Annotated in this window: 10 protein-coding genes; 3 read left to right on the plus strand and 7 right to left on the minus strand. The window is 43.6% G+C overall.

Going from position 1 to position 13,693, the window contains the following annotated elements; translation table 11 throughout:
• A partial coding sequence (locus ABWY16_RS15825; protein ID WP_353905622.1) for a DbpA RNA binding domain-containing protein occupies positions 1-903 on the plus strand: 903 nt, incomplete at its 5' end.
• A gap of 56 nt (positions 904-959) precedes the next feature.
• Here ABWY16_RS15825 and ggt read toward each other — a convergent pair.
• From ggt to ABWY16_RS15850, 5 genes are all read right to left on the minus strand, one after another.
• The gene (gene ggt, locus ABWY16_RS15830) at positions 960-2,654 is read right to left on the minus strand and encodes a gamma-glutamyltransferase (RefSeq protein WP_353905623.1); all 1,695 of its coding nucleotides are present in this window, start codon (positions 2,652-2,654) and stop codon (positions 960-962) included.
• Between the two features lie 121 nt (positions 2,655-2,775).
• The gene (locus ABWY16_RS15835; RefSeq protein ID WP_353905624.1) at positions 2,776-3,090 is read right to left on the minus strand and encodes a hypothetical protein; all 315 of its coding nucleotides are present in this window, start codon (positions 3,088-3,090) and stop codon (positions 2,776-2,778) included.
• A gap of 44 nt (positions 3,091-3,134) precedes the next feature.
• Complete coding sequence (locus ABWY16_RS15840; protein WP_353905625.1) at positions 3,135-4,133, minus strand: NAD(P)H-dependent glycerol-3-phosphate dehydrogenase; 999 nt, start codon at positions 4,131-4,133, stop codon at positions 3,135-3,137.
• A gap of 73 nt (positions 4,134-4,206) precedes the next feature.
• Positions 4,207-5,559 (minus strand): efflux RND transporter periplasmic adaptor subunit, encoded by a 1,353-nt coding sequence (locus tag ABWY16_RS15845; RefSeq protein WP_353905626.1) that lies wholly within the window; start codon positions 5,557-5,559, stop codon positions 4,207-4,209.
• Between the two features lie 126 nt (positions 5,560-5,685).
• Positions 5,686-7,029, minus strand: a complete 1,344-nt coding sequence (locus ABWY16_RS15850; RefSeq protein ID WP_353905627.1) for a TolC family protein — start codon at positions 7,027-7,029, stop codon at positions 5,686-5,688.
• Positions 7,030-7,144: 115 nt separating this feature from the next.
• Here ABWY16_RS15850 and ABWY16_RS15855 point away from each other — a divergent pair, with 115 nt between their 5' ends.
• Together ABWY16_RS15855 and ABWY16_RS15860 are read left to right on the plus strand one after the other, a co-directional pair.
• Complete coding sequence (locus tag ABWY16_RS15855; RefSeq protein WP_353905628.1) at positions 7,145-7,762, plus strand: polysaccharide deacetylase family protein; 618 nt, start codon at positions 7,145-7,147, stop codon at positions 7,760-7,762.
• 285 nt (positions 7,763-8,047) lie between these two features.
• A complete protein-coding gene (locus ABWY16_RS15860; RefSeq protein ID WP_353905629.1) occupies positions 8,048-10,315 on the plus strand; it encodes an aconitate hydratase in 2,268 nt (755 codons plus the stop codon).
• Between the two features lie 50 nt (positions 10,316-10,365).
• Here ABWY16_RS15860 and ABWY16_RS15865 read toward each other — a convergent pair whose 3' ends face one another.
• Complete coding sequence (locus ABWY16_RS15865; RefSeq protein ID WP_353905630.1) at positions 10,366-11,703, minus strand: GH1 family beta-glucosidase; 1,338 nt, start codon at positions 11,701-11,703, stop codon at positions 10,366-10,368.
• A gap of 66 nt (positions 11,704-11,769) precedes the next feature.
• Positions 11,770-13,599: a MutS-related protein gene (locus tag ABWY16_RS15870; protein WP_353905631.1), complete on the minus strand. Its 1,830-nt coding sequence runs from the start codon at positions 13,597-13,599 to the stop codon at positions 11,770-11,772.
• Positions 13,600-13,693 lie beyond the last annotated feature (94 nt).

Raw genomic sequence — 13,693 nt, forward strand, 5'->3', positions numbered from 1 at the left:
CACCGTAGCGGACGTACAGGAAGAGCCGGTAAAACTGGTATCTCAATCTGTATCATCAATTCTAAAGAACTGGGCAAAATCCGTCAGATTGAAAGAATCATCGGTAAATCATTTACTAAGGCTGAATTGCCAACAGGATTTGATGTTTGCGAAAAACAATTGTTCTCTTTGGTTCACAAAGTTCACAATGTTGAAGTTAACGAAAGCCAGATCGATCAGTACATTCCAAGGATCATGGACGAATTTGCTGAATTGAGCAAAGAAGACGTGATCAAACGTTTCGCATCTTTAGAGTTTAATCGCTTTTTAGAATACTACAAAAATGCGCCTGACTTAAATGCAGCTGCATTGGATGAACGCGGCGAGCGCGGAGAACGTGGTGCAAGAGGTGCAAGAAACAGTGATTACACCCGTTTATTTATCAACTTAGGTTCTGTAGATGAATTTACAAGAGGTGACTTGTTATCTTTTGTGTGTAACAACGGTAAGATCAGTGGTAAAAACATTGGTAAAATCGACCTTAAAGGTGTTTATTCATTCTTTGAAGTTGAAAATGCAAGTGTAGATACTTTGTTTGCCAACTTTAACGATATCCAGTTTAACAACCGTGGTGTAAGAATCGAAAAATCTGGTGATGCACCTGAAGGTGGCGGTAGCAGAGGTGGCGAAAGAAGACCATACAGCGGTGGTGGTGAACGTAAAAGTTACGGTGGTGGCGAAAGAAAAAGCTATGGCGGCGGAAGCGGCGACAGAAGAAGTTCTGGCGGTGGTGGAAGACGTGAAGGTGCTAGCGCTGGTGGCGGTTTCAGGGACTTCTCTGGTAAACCACGTGAAGGCGGAAATGCCGGTGGAAGCGGAAGACGCGAAAGCAGCGGAAGCGGAGACAGAAGACGCAGATCTTAATACTCAGAATTCATAAAAAAAGTCCCGGATAATCATCCGGGACTTTTTTGTTTTATTTAATATCCCAATCCGGTATCATTCCCCCGTGGATCCGCGCCGGTTTCCAGTTCCCCGTCTGGTCTGACCAGAATGGCATCTACCCTGCCGATAGAACCCCGGTCCTTAAACGAATATCCTTTAGCTTCCAGGTAGCTTCTGGTAGTAGGGGCAATCGCCCCTTTTTCCACAGCGATTTCATCCGGCAACCACTGGTGGTGAAACCTTGGGGCAGTTACAGCAGCCTGCATCCCCTGTCCGAAAGCAAGCACATTCAATACGGTCTGAAATACCGAGGTGATGATCGTGGAGCCCCCGGGCGTTCCAATAACCATCAGTAACTTCCCGTCTTTTTCTATGATCGTTGGGGTCATTGAACTCAACATGCGCTTGCCTGCGTGGATAGAATTTGCTTCCCCCCCGATCAGACCGTACATATTCGGGGATCCGGGTTTCACAGAAAAGTCGTCCATCTCATTGTTAAGGATAAACCCTCCTCCTTCCACTACAACCAGTGAACCATAAGATCCATTTAAAGTAGTTGTAGCAGACACAGCATTACCTTCAGCATCAATAATGGAGTAATGTGTAGTTTGCTCACTTTCATATCCTGACAGTACGCCCGGTTTGATCTCAGTACTTGGCGTTGCCCTGGAAAAACTTAGTCCTTTAATGCGTGACTGTATATAGTTTGCATCAAGCAGCGCTGTTTGCGGTACTTTAAAGAAATCAGGGTCACCGAGATAACTTGCCCTGTCGGCATAAGCCCGGCGTTCTACCTCAACCATCAGCTGCACGGTAGAATCCTGCTGGAAACCCCATTTGGGCAAAGGATAATTGCCAACCTGTTTGAGCATAGTTAACAAAGCAATACCACCGCTTGAGGGTGGTGGCATAGAAATTATAGTATAGTCCTTGTAAGTACCTGACACCGGCTTTCTCCAGACAGACTTATATGCCTTCAGGTCTTCGGCAGTGATGATTCCCTGTGTATGTGACATCGAAGCAACTATTGCCGCTGCCACGGGTCCTTCATAGAATCCTGCACGGCCCTTATCCCTGATTAATTTTAACGTAGCTGCCAGTTGTGGCTGTTTTAACAAATCTCCTTCCTTCCATATTGCTTCCTTTACAAAGGCAACGGGATGGTTGTTATATTTTACAAAGTCGGCCTTATGCCTGTTCAGCTCAGCCGCCTGCTGTGCAGTAACAGCAAATCCTTTTTCGGCGAGATCAATAGCTGGCTGGATATCTTTTTTCCATTTCAGCTTTCCGTATTTATTGTGCGCCTTTACCATTCCGTCAACAGAGCCGGGCACGCCGGCGGCCAGTGCACCAAGTAAACTTTTACTTGTAACCGGACTGCCTTTCTCATCAAGGTACATATCACGTGATGCCTTTCCCGGAGCTGTCTCGCGGTAATCCAGGGCATCTGATTCTCCGGATTTACTTCTGTAGACCATAAAACCTCCGCCGCCGATATTCCCGGCATTGGGATAAACCACAGCCAGGGCAAACTGTACTGCAATGGCAGCATCTACGGCGTTACCGCCATCTTTCATTACAGCCACACCCACTTTGGACGCTGCAGGATGTGCACAGACTACAGCAGCGTGTTTATACTTCTGCACTTCCTGGCCAGCAGCACCCTGAAATGTACTCAGTTCAACGCAGATGATAAACACAAGAGAGGCTAAGGAGATAGTTCTGGTCATTGTCAGGATTGTTTAGGTCTTTAAAAATAACGCTTTAAAAACAGTTTCAGCAATCAGGGCAAAAAAAAATCCGAATCAAATGATCCGGATCTGGTAATAATAGGTAATAGTTAAACTTTAATTAATGCGCTGGTTTGTCTGAAATCTGAGAAGCTTTCAGATAAACTTTTCCGCCTTTTTTGTTAACGTAATATTTACGGTTTTTGCCATCAATATATACATCTGTTCCATCAGGTGCCATTTTACCTTTATATGTTTTGTCACCGACTTTTGAAGTCCCTTTAACAGCTACTTCAGCAGTTTTATGTCCAACAGTAGTTGCAGTTTTATCGATCGTCTGACCAACAGTTTTCTTTTTTTCCTGTGCTTGAGCAGATAAGGAAATGGTACCGGCAATTGCAAGGGTTAGTAAACCCGATAAAAATTTCTTGTTCATCGTTATAGATTTTAGCTATATAACAGAACAATATATTTATTGTTTTAATTTAACTGCTCCGTGAGCAGCTGCATTTCAGCAGCGGGAGCATAACTTTCATAGAGAATATGGTACACAGCCAGGCAGATGGGCATTTCTACCTTATATTTTTTATTTACATAATGCATACATTTGGCAGCATAGTATCCTTCTGCAATCATATTCATCTCCAGCTGGGCAGACTTGACAGTATATCCTTTGCCCACCATATTGCCAAAGGTACGGTTGCGGCTAAACTGAGAATAAGCAGTAACCAGTAAATCTCCCAAATAAGCAGACTCTTTGATATCTCTTGAAATCGGATGGACAGCGTCCACAAACCTTTCCATCTCCCGTACGGCATTAGAGATCAGCACTGCCTGGAAGTTATCACCATAACCGAGACCGTGGCAGATGCCACTTGCTACAGCGTATATATTCTTCAGTACTGCACCGTACTCTGTCCCAAAAATATCATCAGAAATTACCGTTTTAAGATACCTGGTATTCAACAGTTGTGAGAAATTTCTGGCTGCTGCCACATCTATCGAAGCTATGGTAAGGTAAGATAATTTTTCCAGCGCCACTTCCTCCGCATGGCAGGGACCACTGATGACAAGTATATCTTCAAGGGATACGCTGAAGTGTTCATGCATAAATTCGCCGATGATCTGGTTTTCGTCGGGCACTACGCCCTTGATTGCAGAAACGATTTTTTTTCCCTGCAACAGCTCCGGTTTTACATCTTTCAGTGTTTCCTTCAGAAAGGCGGCAGGAACATTTAAAATAATATAATCCGCGGCACTGATTACCTCAGTGATATCAGCGGAAATATTGTCTGCAGGAATATCAAGCTGTACTGCACTCAGGTATTTAGGATTATGCTTATATTTTTTCAGGTAGGCGATGGATTCGGCATCCCGCAGCCACCAGTAAATTTCTTTTTCAGTAAGGTTATCGGCGAGCATTTTTATGACAGCAGTTGCCCAGCTACCGCCACCAATCATTGCAACTTTTGGTCTCATTGTGTATAAATAAAAAATCCCGGCTCAATATTTAAGCCGGGACAAATTACTTATTTTATTTTTAAAGCGTCTTTTACTTTTTATCAGGGGAAGCAAAGAGCTGATCTTTAGTAGTTTTCTCTACTTTCATACCGTCTTTCAATTTGTTCTGAATGGCCGAATACGGACCGCTTACCACTTCAGTACCCTCCTTCAATCCTTTTTTGATCTGGATGTACTGGTCATTCTGAATACCTGTAGTTACCTCAACCTGTTTTACAGTACCGTTGGTATAAGTATAAACATATTGTTTAATCGTTTTATCATTCAGCTTTGCTTTTTGCTTATCCGCTGTAGCACCAGGATTTTTATCAGCAGCCTCATCTTTGCCGCCTTTGGTAAAGACTGACTGGATAGGAACTGAGAGACTGGTGACAGATGAACTCTCAATGTCAACTGTTGCAGACAGTCCTGGTCTGAAAGGTGAAGGAAGACCTTTAGCACCACCTTTTACACCAGAATATGAATCTGCTGCAATGCGGACTTTAACCACAAAATTAGTTACCTGATCAGTACTGGCAGTTGCTGTAGTGGTACCAACATCTTTCGATGAGCTTGCAATCTCCGTGACAACCCCTTTAAACTTTTTATCTTCGAAAGCATCCACCTCGATCACCGCACTGTCGCCTACATTCACGCGGTTGATGTCGTTCTCGTTCACATCCACGTTAACCTCCATTGATGTAAGATTGGAAATCCGCATGATCTCTGTACCGGCAAATTGTGCCGTACCCAGGATCCTGTCACCCAGTTCGACTGACAATTTTGAAATCACCCCGTCAACAGGGGCAAAAATGGTAGCTTTGGCCAGGTTGGCACTCGCCTCCTGAACATTTGCACCAGAGGTCTCCAGATTAAATTTCGCAGCAATCAGAGATTGCTTGGCACCTTCAAGTGTGGTTTTTGCCGTTACATATGCCGATTTCGCAGCATCAAATTCTGCAACAGAAATCACCTTCTTTTTGAAAAGCTCCACGTTACGTTTGTAGATCCCCTCTTCATTGGCAAAGCTGGCCTTCGACTGTTCCAGAACCTGGGCGGCAGAAGCTACACTTGCTTTTTGTGAACTGTAAGAAGCACTTGCCCTGTCGAATCCAGACCGCAGTACATCTGGTCGTACTTTGAACAACAACTGTCCCTTCTTTACGATATCGCCTTCTTTAACCAACAACTCAACCACCTCTCCAGAAACTTCGGAACTGAGTTTAACTTCCGTTTCCGGCTGCACTTTTCCGCTGGCAGTAACAGTTTCTATAATTCTCCGGCTTGCTGCTTTCTCTACAGTAACCTTCTCCATCTTTTCACCGCCAATCAAGCCTGTCATCTTTGCTACAACCAGCAGGACGATGAGCACGCCTACAGTGATGAGTATGTGTTTTAATTTCATCTGATTTTATTTTGTTTTTAGTTCTTTTATGGAGCCTTGGTTTTTCGAAAAAAATTATTGCACTGAGCGCTTAATAATTCATTTAAAAATTCGGGTTCATTATATTTATTTGTCTGGGTTTTTAATCTAAAAATTGATCTGCCGGCCTAAATAATAATCAATCACTTTGGATCTGAAAAGCAGGTCATATTTGGCTTGTATGAAGTCCGTCTCAGCCTTATTTCTGTTGGTCCTTGATGTATTATAATCCAGCGAATTGACTAAGCCTACATTGTAACGCTGTTCGATTACGTTGAAAGCATCTTTTTGTGCATTAAAGGTATTTAATGTAGAACTATAACGGCTGTCCGCTGCGCGAAGATCCGCTATTGCCTGTGCAATAACTTTGTACAAATTGTTTTTTGTCAGGTTTTCCTGCAGTTTAAAATCTTCATAGTTGATCTTTGCCCTTTTGACATTTGACCGCGCCTGAAGACCATTGAAAATCGGGATCTGTAAGCTCAGGCCTATTCCCTGGTTAAACCTTGCACCGATCTGGTCAAAGAAATGCTGGTTTTGGCTTTCTGCTGCCAGCAGGTAAGAATACGAAGATCCCAGGTTTCCACCAAATGAAAGCCTTGGTGTAAGCGCCCCCCTGGCAACAGCAATCCCTTTTTCGGCCGCCTGCCTGTTTAGAGCGGCCAGCTTTACATCAGGAAAAACTGACATTGATGAATTAAAAACATCGTTTACATTAAAAACCTTTTGGGCCATTGCAATATCCTGTACGGTTGGGGCAACTACGCTGTATTCGTTGGTCTCTGTTCTCATTTCCATCAATTGCGACAAGGTCAGGTAAGAGATCGTCAGCTGATTCTGTGCGTTGGTCACGTTCAGTTCGGCAGTAGCGGCCTGGGCTTTTGCCTGGGATACATCCGCTACCGTTTTATTTCCGGCATCCATCAATGCTTCTTCTCTTTCCTGTGTCTGCTGCGCTACCAATAACTGTTCCTTCGAGGCTTTTAGCAGCTCCACATTAAATACCACCTGAAAATAGGAGGTTACAACCTGGAGGATCAGATCATTCTTGACTTTATCGAGGTTACTGTTGCCCGCATCCAGCAGGATCTTGTTCTGACGGATCTGGTTGATCTTGGATAAACCACCAAAAACATCTACCGAAGCACTCAAAGTACCGCTTCCCTGGTAAAACTTCTGGTTTACTACCTGGAAAGTTGTACTGTTCAAACCACGTCCAAAGCTCAGGTTATTATCAGCATTGGCATTTAGTGAAGGATACAATGCTGCTTTCGACTGCTGCAGGTCAACCGCTGCGGAGGAAACATTCAGCACCGCACGTTTAATATTCAGGTTATTTTGCAGCATTCTTTCAATGGCCTGCTGTATGGTTAATGTTTCTTGTGCCTGCGCAGACAATGAGAACCCCAGACTAAGGAGCCCAATGGCAGCCAGGCATGTTAATTTCGACAACAGACTATTGTTAGTAAACATTTTCATAATTCTAATTTCACAATATTAAGATAAACAACTCATTCAGTTTTGTAATTTTCCCAGTACAAGCACCTATTATTTCTTACATTTGGTGATGTATCTGGTTAAATCCCCTCTTTTATTAAAATGGTTTTACCCATCCTTAGTCTGGAACAAAAGCCGCAACGAAAAAGTCATTTATTTAACCTTTGACGATGGACCCATACCTGTTGTTACAGACTTTGTTTTAAATACTTTAAAAAGTTTCAATTGCAAGGCAACTTTCTTTTGCATCGGTGACAATATCACTAAACATCCCGAAATATTTGAACGCCTGAAACAGGACGGACACGCCATTGGGAACCATACTTTTAATCATTTAAAAGGCTGGAAGACAGCGGACAAACAGTACATTGAAAATTTTCAGCAATGTCAGCAACTCACCGGTTCAGACCTTTTCAGACCTCCTTACGGAAGAATCAAAAAGTCACAGATCTCCTATCTTAAAACGATAAATCCTGAGCTAAGGATCATCATGTGGGATGTTTTAAGCGGAGATTTTGACCAGCAGCTCTCCCCTGAAAAATGTTACGAGAACGTCATCGGTAATGCGGGCAACGGCTCCATCATTGTTTTTCATGACAGTCTCAAAGCATTCGACAGGCTCCGCGTTGCTTTACCCGCTGCGCTGGCATATTTTGTTAAACAGGGCTATCAGTTCCATACTTTATAATTTCCGCAGCTGGCACGAAGTTCAGGCCAGAAATCCCAGATCTTCAAAAACACTGTTCTGCAACACTTTAAATCGAAAATCATCACTACAGCTGTCCGTTTATGAACGGATTCGTCCGGTAACGGACAGCCAAATCTGCGCAGACGTGTTAGAGCTCCCAAGCGGCTTTTATTTAGAACATATATAAATAATATAATGATATCAATATGATGCCCTTAGCCTGTTTTTTTTTGTAAATTCGCTAGAAATTTAATCTAATATATTACCTTTTAACACATATTATCAATGGCTTTTGATATTGAAATGATCAAAAAGGTGTATGCAAACTTTGGCCCCCGCGTTGAGGCGGCACGTAAACTAGTAGGCAGACCTTTAACACTCTCAGAAAAAATCTTATATACCCACCTTTGGGACGAAAACACGAATACCTCGTATGTTAGGGGAACGGACTATGTAGATTTTGCACCTGACCGTGTAGCAATGCAGGATGCAACAGCTCAAATGGCTTTGTTGCAGTTCATGCAGGCTGGAAGGCCTAAAGTTGCCGTACCTTCAACAGTACATTGTGATCACCTGATCACTGCAAAATTTGGTGCAGAAATAGACTTACCGGCGGCAAATACAGAAAGTAAAGAAGTATTTGATTTCCTTGCTTCGGTATCAAACAAATACGGTATTGGTTTCTGGAAACCAGGAGCTGGTATTATCCACCAGGTAGTTTTGGAAAACTATGCTTTTCCGGGCGGAATGATGATCGGTACCGACTCTCACACTGTAAACGCAGGTGGTTTAGGTATGGTTGCAATTGGTGTTGGTGGTGCTGATGCCTGCGATGTAATGGCAGGATTACCATGGGAGCTTAAATTCCCTAAATTAATCGGAGTAAAGCTAACCGGAAAATTAAACGGCTGGGCTTCTCCAAAAGATGTGATCTTAAAAGTAGCAGGTATCCTGACTGTAAAAGGCGGTACCGGAGCTATTGTTGAATATTTTGGCGAAGGTGCTACAAGCATGAGCTGTACCGGTAAAGGAACCATCTGTAACATGGGTGCTGAAATTGGTGCAACTACTTCTACATTTGGATATGACGAAAGCATGGAACGTTATTTACGTGCAACAGACAGAGCTGATGTAGCTGACGCTGCCAATGCTGTAAGAGAACACCTTACAGGAGATGCTGAAGTATATGCTGAGCCTGATAAATTCTTCGACCAGTTAATCGAAATTGACCTGTCAACCCTTGAGCCTTACCTGAATGGTCCATTTACCCCGGATCTGGCTACTCCAATCTCCAAAATGAAAGAAGTTGCAGCAGCAAACGGATGGCCAATGAAAATTGATGTGGGACTGATCGGTTCTTGTACAAACTCTTCTTACGAGGATATTTCAAGAGCAGTAAGTGTTGCAAAACAAGTTGCTTCAAAAGGACTTACAGCTAAAGCTGAATACTGTATCAATCCGGGATCGGAACGTGTACGTTACACCATTGCACGTGACGGCTTCTTAGATGTATTTAACCAGATCGGTGCAAAAGTATTTACCAATGCATGCGGACCTTGTATCGGAATGTGGGACAGGGTTGGTGCGGAGAAACAAGAGAAAAACACAATTGTTCACTCTTTCAACCGTAACTTCGCCAAACGTGCCGATGGTAATCCTAATACCTTTGCTTTTGTAGGTTCGCCTGAACTTGTAACTGCTCTGGCTATTGCGGGTGATTTAAGCTTCAATCCATTAACAGATACTTTAACGAATGCAAGCGGCGAGCAGGTAATGCTTGACGAGCCTACGGGAGATGAACTGCCAACAAGAGGATTTGATGTAGATGATGATGGTTATCAGGAGCCAGCTGCTGATGGTAGTGGCGTACAGGTACTGGTATCACCAGTTTCCAGCAGGCTGCAGTTGCTTGATCCTTTTACCCCATGGGAAGGCACAGATCTTAAAGGACTGAGGTTGCTGATCAAAGCTAAAGGCAAATGTACAACTGACCATATCTCTATGGCTGGTCCATGGTTAAAATTCCGTGGTCACCTGGATAACATCTCCAATAACATGCTGATCGGTGCTGTCAATTTCTTCAATGACAAAACTGATGATGTTAAAAACCTGCTGACTGAAGAGTACGGACCTGTTCCTGCTACTCAGCGCGCTTACAAAGCTGCTGGTATCGGAACTATAGTTGTCGGCGACGAAAACTATGGTGAAGGCTCATCACGTGAGCACGCAGCAATGGAGCCTCGTCACCTTGGCGTTCGTGCTGTACTGGTAAAATCATTTGCACGTATCCACGAAACAAACCTTAAAAAACAAGGTATGCTTGGATTGACATTTGCAAACAAAGAAGACTATGAGAAAATTCGTGAAGACGATGCAATTGATATCGTTGGCTTAACTACTTTCGCACCAAATGTACCATTAACACTTGTGTTAAACCATACTGATGGTACTAAGGAAGAATTCCCGGTTAACCATAGTTACAATGCACAACAAATCGAATGGTTTAAAGCAGGTGGTGCTTTAAACATCATCCGCAGACAAGTAGTAGCATAATTGCTGCTAACAGTATACTCAAAAGCTCCCGCATCAAACGGGAGCTTTTTTTATGCCTTTAAAAACTCCTGCCACCAGTAGCCGGATGCTTTAATCGTCCGCTTCTGCGTCTTGAAATCATTGTGCACCAGCCCAAATCTTGCATTGTATCCTTCGGCCCATTCAAAGTTGTCCATCAGTGTCCAGGCCATATATCCGGTGATATTCATCCCATCCTGCTTTGCTCTCAGCAATGCTGCCAGATAAAGTTTAAAGTATTCTATACGCTCCGCATCATCTACCTTTCCGTCAACCAGTTTATCATGATACGCTGCCCCACCTTCAGTGATCATCAGGCTTTTAATTTTAGGATAGGAAGCGAACTGTTTAATGATATTATAAAAACTGTCAGCATTCACCTCCCAGCCCATTGCGGTATGTGGTTTCTGTCGGCTTTTTGCTTTTACCTCCCAGGCCTGAAGCGTTGGGATGAAAGCATTGTACCTGATGGTTAGCGGAAAGTAGTTCTGTATGCCAATAAAATCAAAATCGAAGGTTAAACGTTCGGTATGTCTCCAGGTAGAATGTGAAATTGAAAACTTTTCCATCACTTCCCAATCCTCACCCGGATAGCCCATCCCGAGGGCAGGCTCTATAAATAACCTGTTCATCAGGCAGTCTACCCGCGAAGCGGCCAGTATATCACTTTCGCTCTGCGTGTGTGGAATGATCTCTGCGCAGGAGTATGTAGTGCCGATATTGGCGCCCGATACTTCAGCCCGTAAAATTCTTCCGCCGTCCGCCTGAGCGATAGCCGTATGGTGTACCGCAGAAAAAAAGTTGGTGAGCCCGGTTTTACCGGGTGCATGTATACCCAGCATATATCCCAGCGAGGTAAATCCAAAAGGCTCATTGAGCACCATCCAGTTTTTCACCTTATCGCCATAGGTTTTGGCACACAGGGATACAAAAGCATTAAATGCTGTATTGATACCAAAGGCGGTCCAGCCCCCCTCCTGTTCCAGCGCTTCAGGTAAATCCCAGTGGTAGAGTGTTACATAGGGAACAAGCCCCTGTTCCAGGCATTCATCGATCACATTGTGATAAAACCGGATGCCTTCTTCATTCACCAGCCCTTCACCATCAGGCAGAACCCGCGGCCAGGAGATGGAAAACCTGAATACCGAGAAGCCCAGCAGTTTCACCAATGCGATATCTTCATTATAGCGGTGATAGAAATCACAGGCCATCGCCAGCTGATGCCCTTTTTTGATTTTGCCTGAGCGTTTGGAAAAGGTATCCCATATAGACGGCCCTTTCCCATACATATCTGAGGCGCCCTCAATCTGTGCGGCAGCAGTAGCTACTCCCCAGGAAAAATCATTACCAAAATCGGATGCTTTGATCATATATTTATGCTATAGAAGCTAATATGAGAATTTAGTATTAACTCGCTGTTAAGGGTTAACGATAACTCAGATCAGTTCTTCAGGATTAAAACTCAGCCCTATTTCCTTTAATAACAACGCAGCGTTAAATGTTTTGCAGGCGCCATGTTTTAGCCGATAATCAAAGTTCATTTCACCCGCTGAAAGCTGTATGTCAAAATGATAATTTCTCAGTACATCAGGATATTTATCTGTCATTTCTGACAATTGAAGGTCATGTGTAGCAAATAATGTTGGTGTCTTTTCTTTGATCATCTGCTGTATGAAAACTTTCGATCCGAGGTATTTATCCTTACTGTTTGTTCCCCTAAGCATTTCATCGATCAGCACAAGAGGATGACCAAGCATCTTTACCCCCTCAAGAATCATCTTTAGGCGGTTCAGCTCCGCTTTGAAGGTAGACGTCTGGTCATTCAGCGAGTCCTTAATACGCATGTAAGTAAGAATTTCGAACACAGAGGTTTTCATTGATCCGGCACAGACAGGTGCGCCTGCAAATGCCAGTACCATATTGATGCCCACTGTACGCAGAAAAGTGCTTTTACCGGCCATATTTGAACCTGTAACAATATCTGCAGTAGCTACTTTTCCAAACTCGTAGTTGTTCACTACCCGCTTTTCATCCCTGATCAGCGGATGGCCTAGAGCCGAAGCTTCGAAATAAAAACTTTCTGAAAAAGTCGGATTTACCCATCCTGGCTCATTATGCGAGAGTGTTGCAAAGGAGATCAGTTCTTCAAGCTGGCTGATCGCCTGCAGGGCTGCCAGCAGCTGGTCTGCCCAGGCCATGTACCATTTCCCCATTCTGACAGACTGCCTGAGATTCCAGAGCAATAAACCATTGAGTACAGGTCCAAGAAACATATTCAGCCCGGCATCAAAAGCATTTACAATCCGGCCCAGTGCTTTTATTTGTTGGCTCAATTGTAATTTCCTATGATCGCCAGTAAAGAATCTTTGGATATAGTTGCTTTTCCATTGTACTTCCTCTGTCCATTTTACTGTGCCTGATATTGCACTGAGCAAAAGTGCAGCACCACTGAAGGCCCCGCTAAGCGCAGCGATTTTTTTTCCGTAGTAAGCCAGCAGGCACCAGTTGAATAATGTATATAAAGCCAGAAAAGACCAGCATACTCCTCCATAGAAATATCCGACAACCAAAAATGCGATGGAAATAAATGGAACGGCAGTTGCATAAGCCCTTAATGAAGGGCTTTGCGTGAACGTTATGTCTTCGGCCATCTCATTGCTCATTTTATACTTGATCACTTCCAGCTGCTCGGGTTTATGGCTTTGCAGGCCCGCCCTGAAATGAAATGTCTTCATGATATTTTCCTTGAGCTCTGCAATAGCCTGCTGCCGTTCTATCAGATCATCAGTATGTACCGGACTGCCCAGGCTGGCTGCAAGTAACTGCATACCCTGGATGGTATTGGATCGGTTGACCAGTGCATACAGTGAAGAAGGGCCATAAATATCCAGATCTGAGCTGTAGGGATGGGATTCATCTGCGAAGGCGCTGCCATCGCTATATTTATGCTTTCCCCTGCTGATCAGGTCCACTTCATTCTGAAAAACAAAAAGCAGTTTTTCTGTATAATGCAGCTTTTCCTGCACTTTTACCTGCCGCTTTAACAAAACCATAAAACCTAATATGGGAAGTACAGCTACAACGCCAGCAATCCAGTGGTACCCAAAGTTGATGATGATAATGACCAGGAGAACTTCTGCCAGGAACATGGCCAGTCGCGCATAAGATATTTTATTCAGCTTCTTTTTTAACATGCTGATCGCCGAAGCCTGAATTTCTACGTTATTTTGATAGTCCTTTAAAATACTATCTTTTGATTTTACCATATCTTTGGAAATGTTCTCTTAAAATTTTTGCAGGCACATGCCTGTAATGCACCGGAGCCTGTTAAGCAAATATATACAAATGACACTAACGCAG

Source organism: Pedobacter sp. (assembly GCF_040513095.1).
Classification (GTDB): Bacteria; Bacteroidota; Bacteroidia; order Sphingobacteriales; family Sphingobacteriaceae; genus Pedobacter.

Excerpts from the sequence above, each read along its gene's own strand:
- ggt (WP_353905623.1), bottom strand. The coding sequence starts at position 2,654 with ATGACCAGAACTATCTCCTTAGCCTCTCTTGTGTTTATCATCTGCGTT.
- ABWY16_RS15835 (WP_353905624.1), bottom strand. The coding sequence starts at position 3,090 with ATGAACAAGAAATTTTTATCGGGTTTACTAACCCTTGCAATTGCCGGT.
- ABWY16_RS15840 (WP_353905625.1), bottom strand. The coding sequence starts at position 4,133 with ATGAGACCAAAAGTTGCAATGATTGGTGGCGGTAGCTGGGCAACTGCT.
- ABWY16_RS15845 (WP_353905626.1), bottom strand. The coding sequence starts at position 5,559 with ATGAAATTAAAACACATACTCATCACTGTAGGCGTGCTCATCGTCCTG.
- ABWY16_RS15855 (WP_353905628.1), top strand. The coding sequence starts at position 7,145 with ATGTATCTGGTTAAATCCCCTCTTTTATTAAAATGGTTTTACCCATCC.
- ABWY16_RS15860 (WP_353905629.1), top strand. The coding sequence starts at position 8,048 with ATGGCTTTTGATATTGAAATGATCAAAAAGGTGTATGCAAACTTTGGC.
- ABWY16_RS15865 (WP_353905630.1), bottom strand. The coding sequence starts at position 11,703 with ATGATCAAAGCATCCGATTTTGGTAATGATTTTTCCTGGGGAGTAGCT.
- ABWY16_RS15870 (WP_353905631.1), bottom strand. The coding sequence starts at position 13,599 with ATGGTAAAATCAAAAGATAGTATTTTAAAGGACTATCAAAATAACGTA.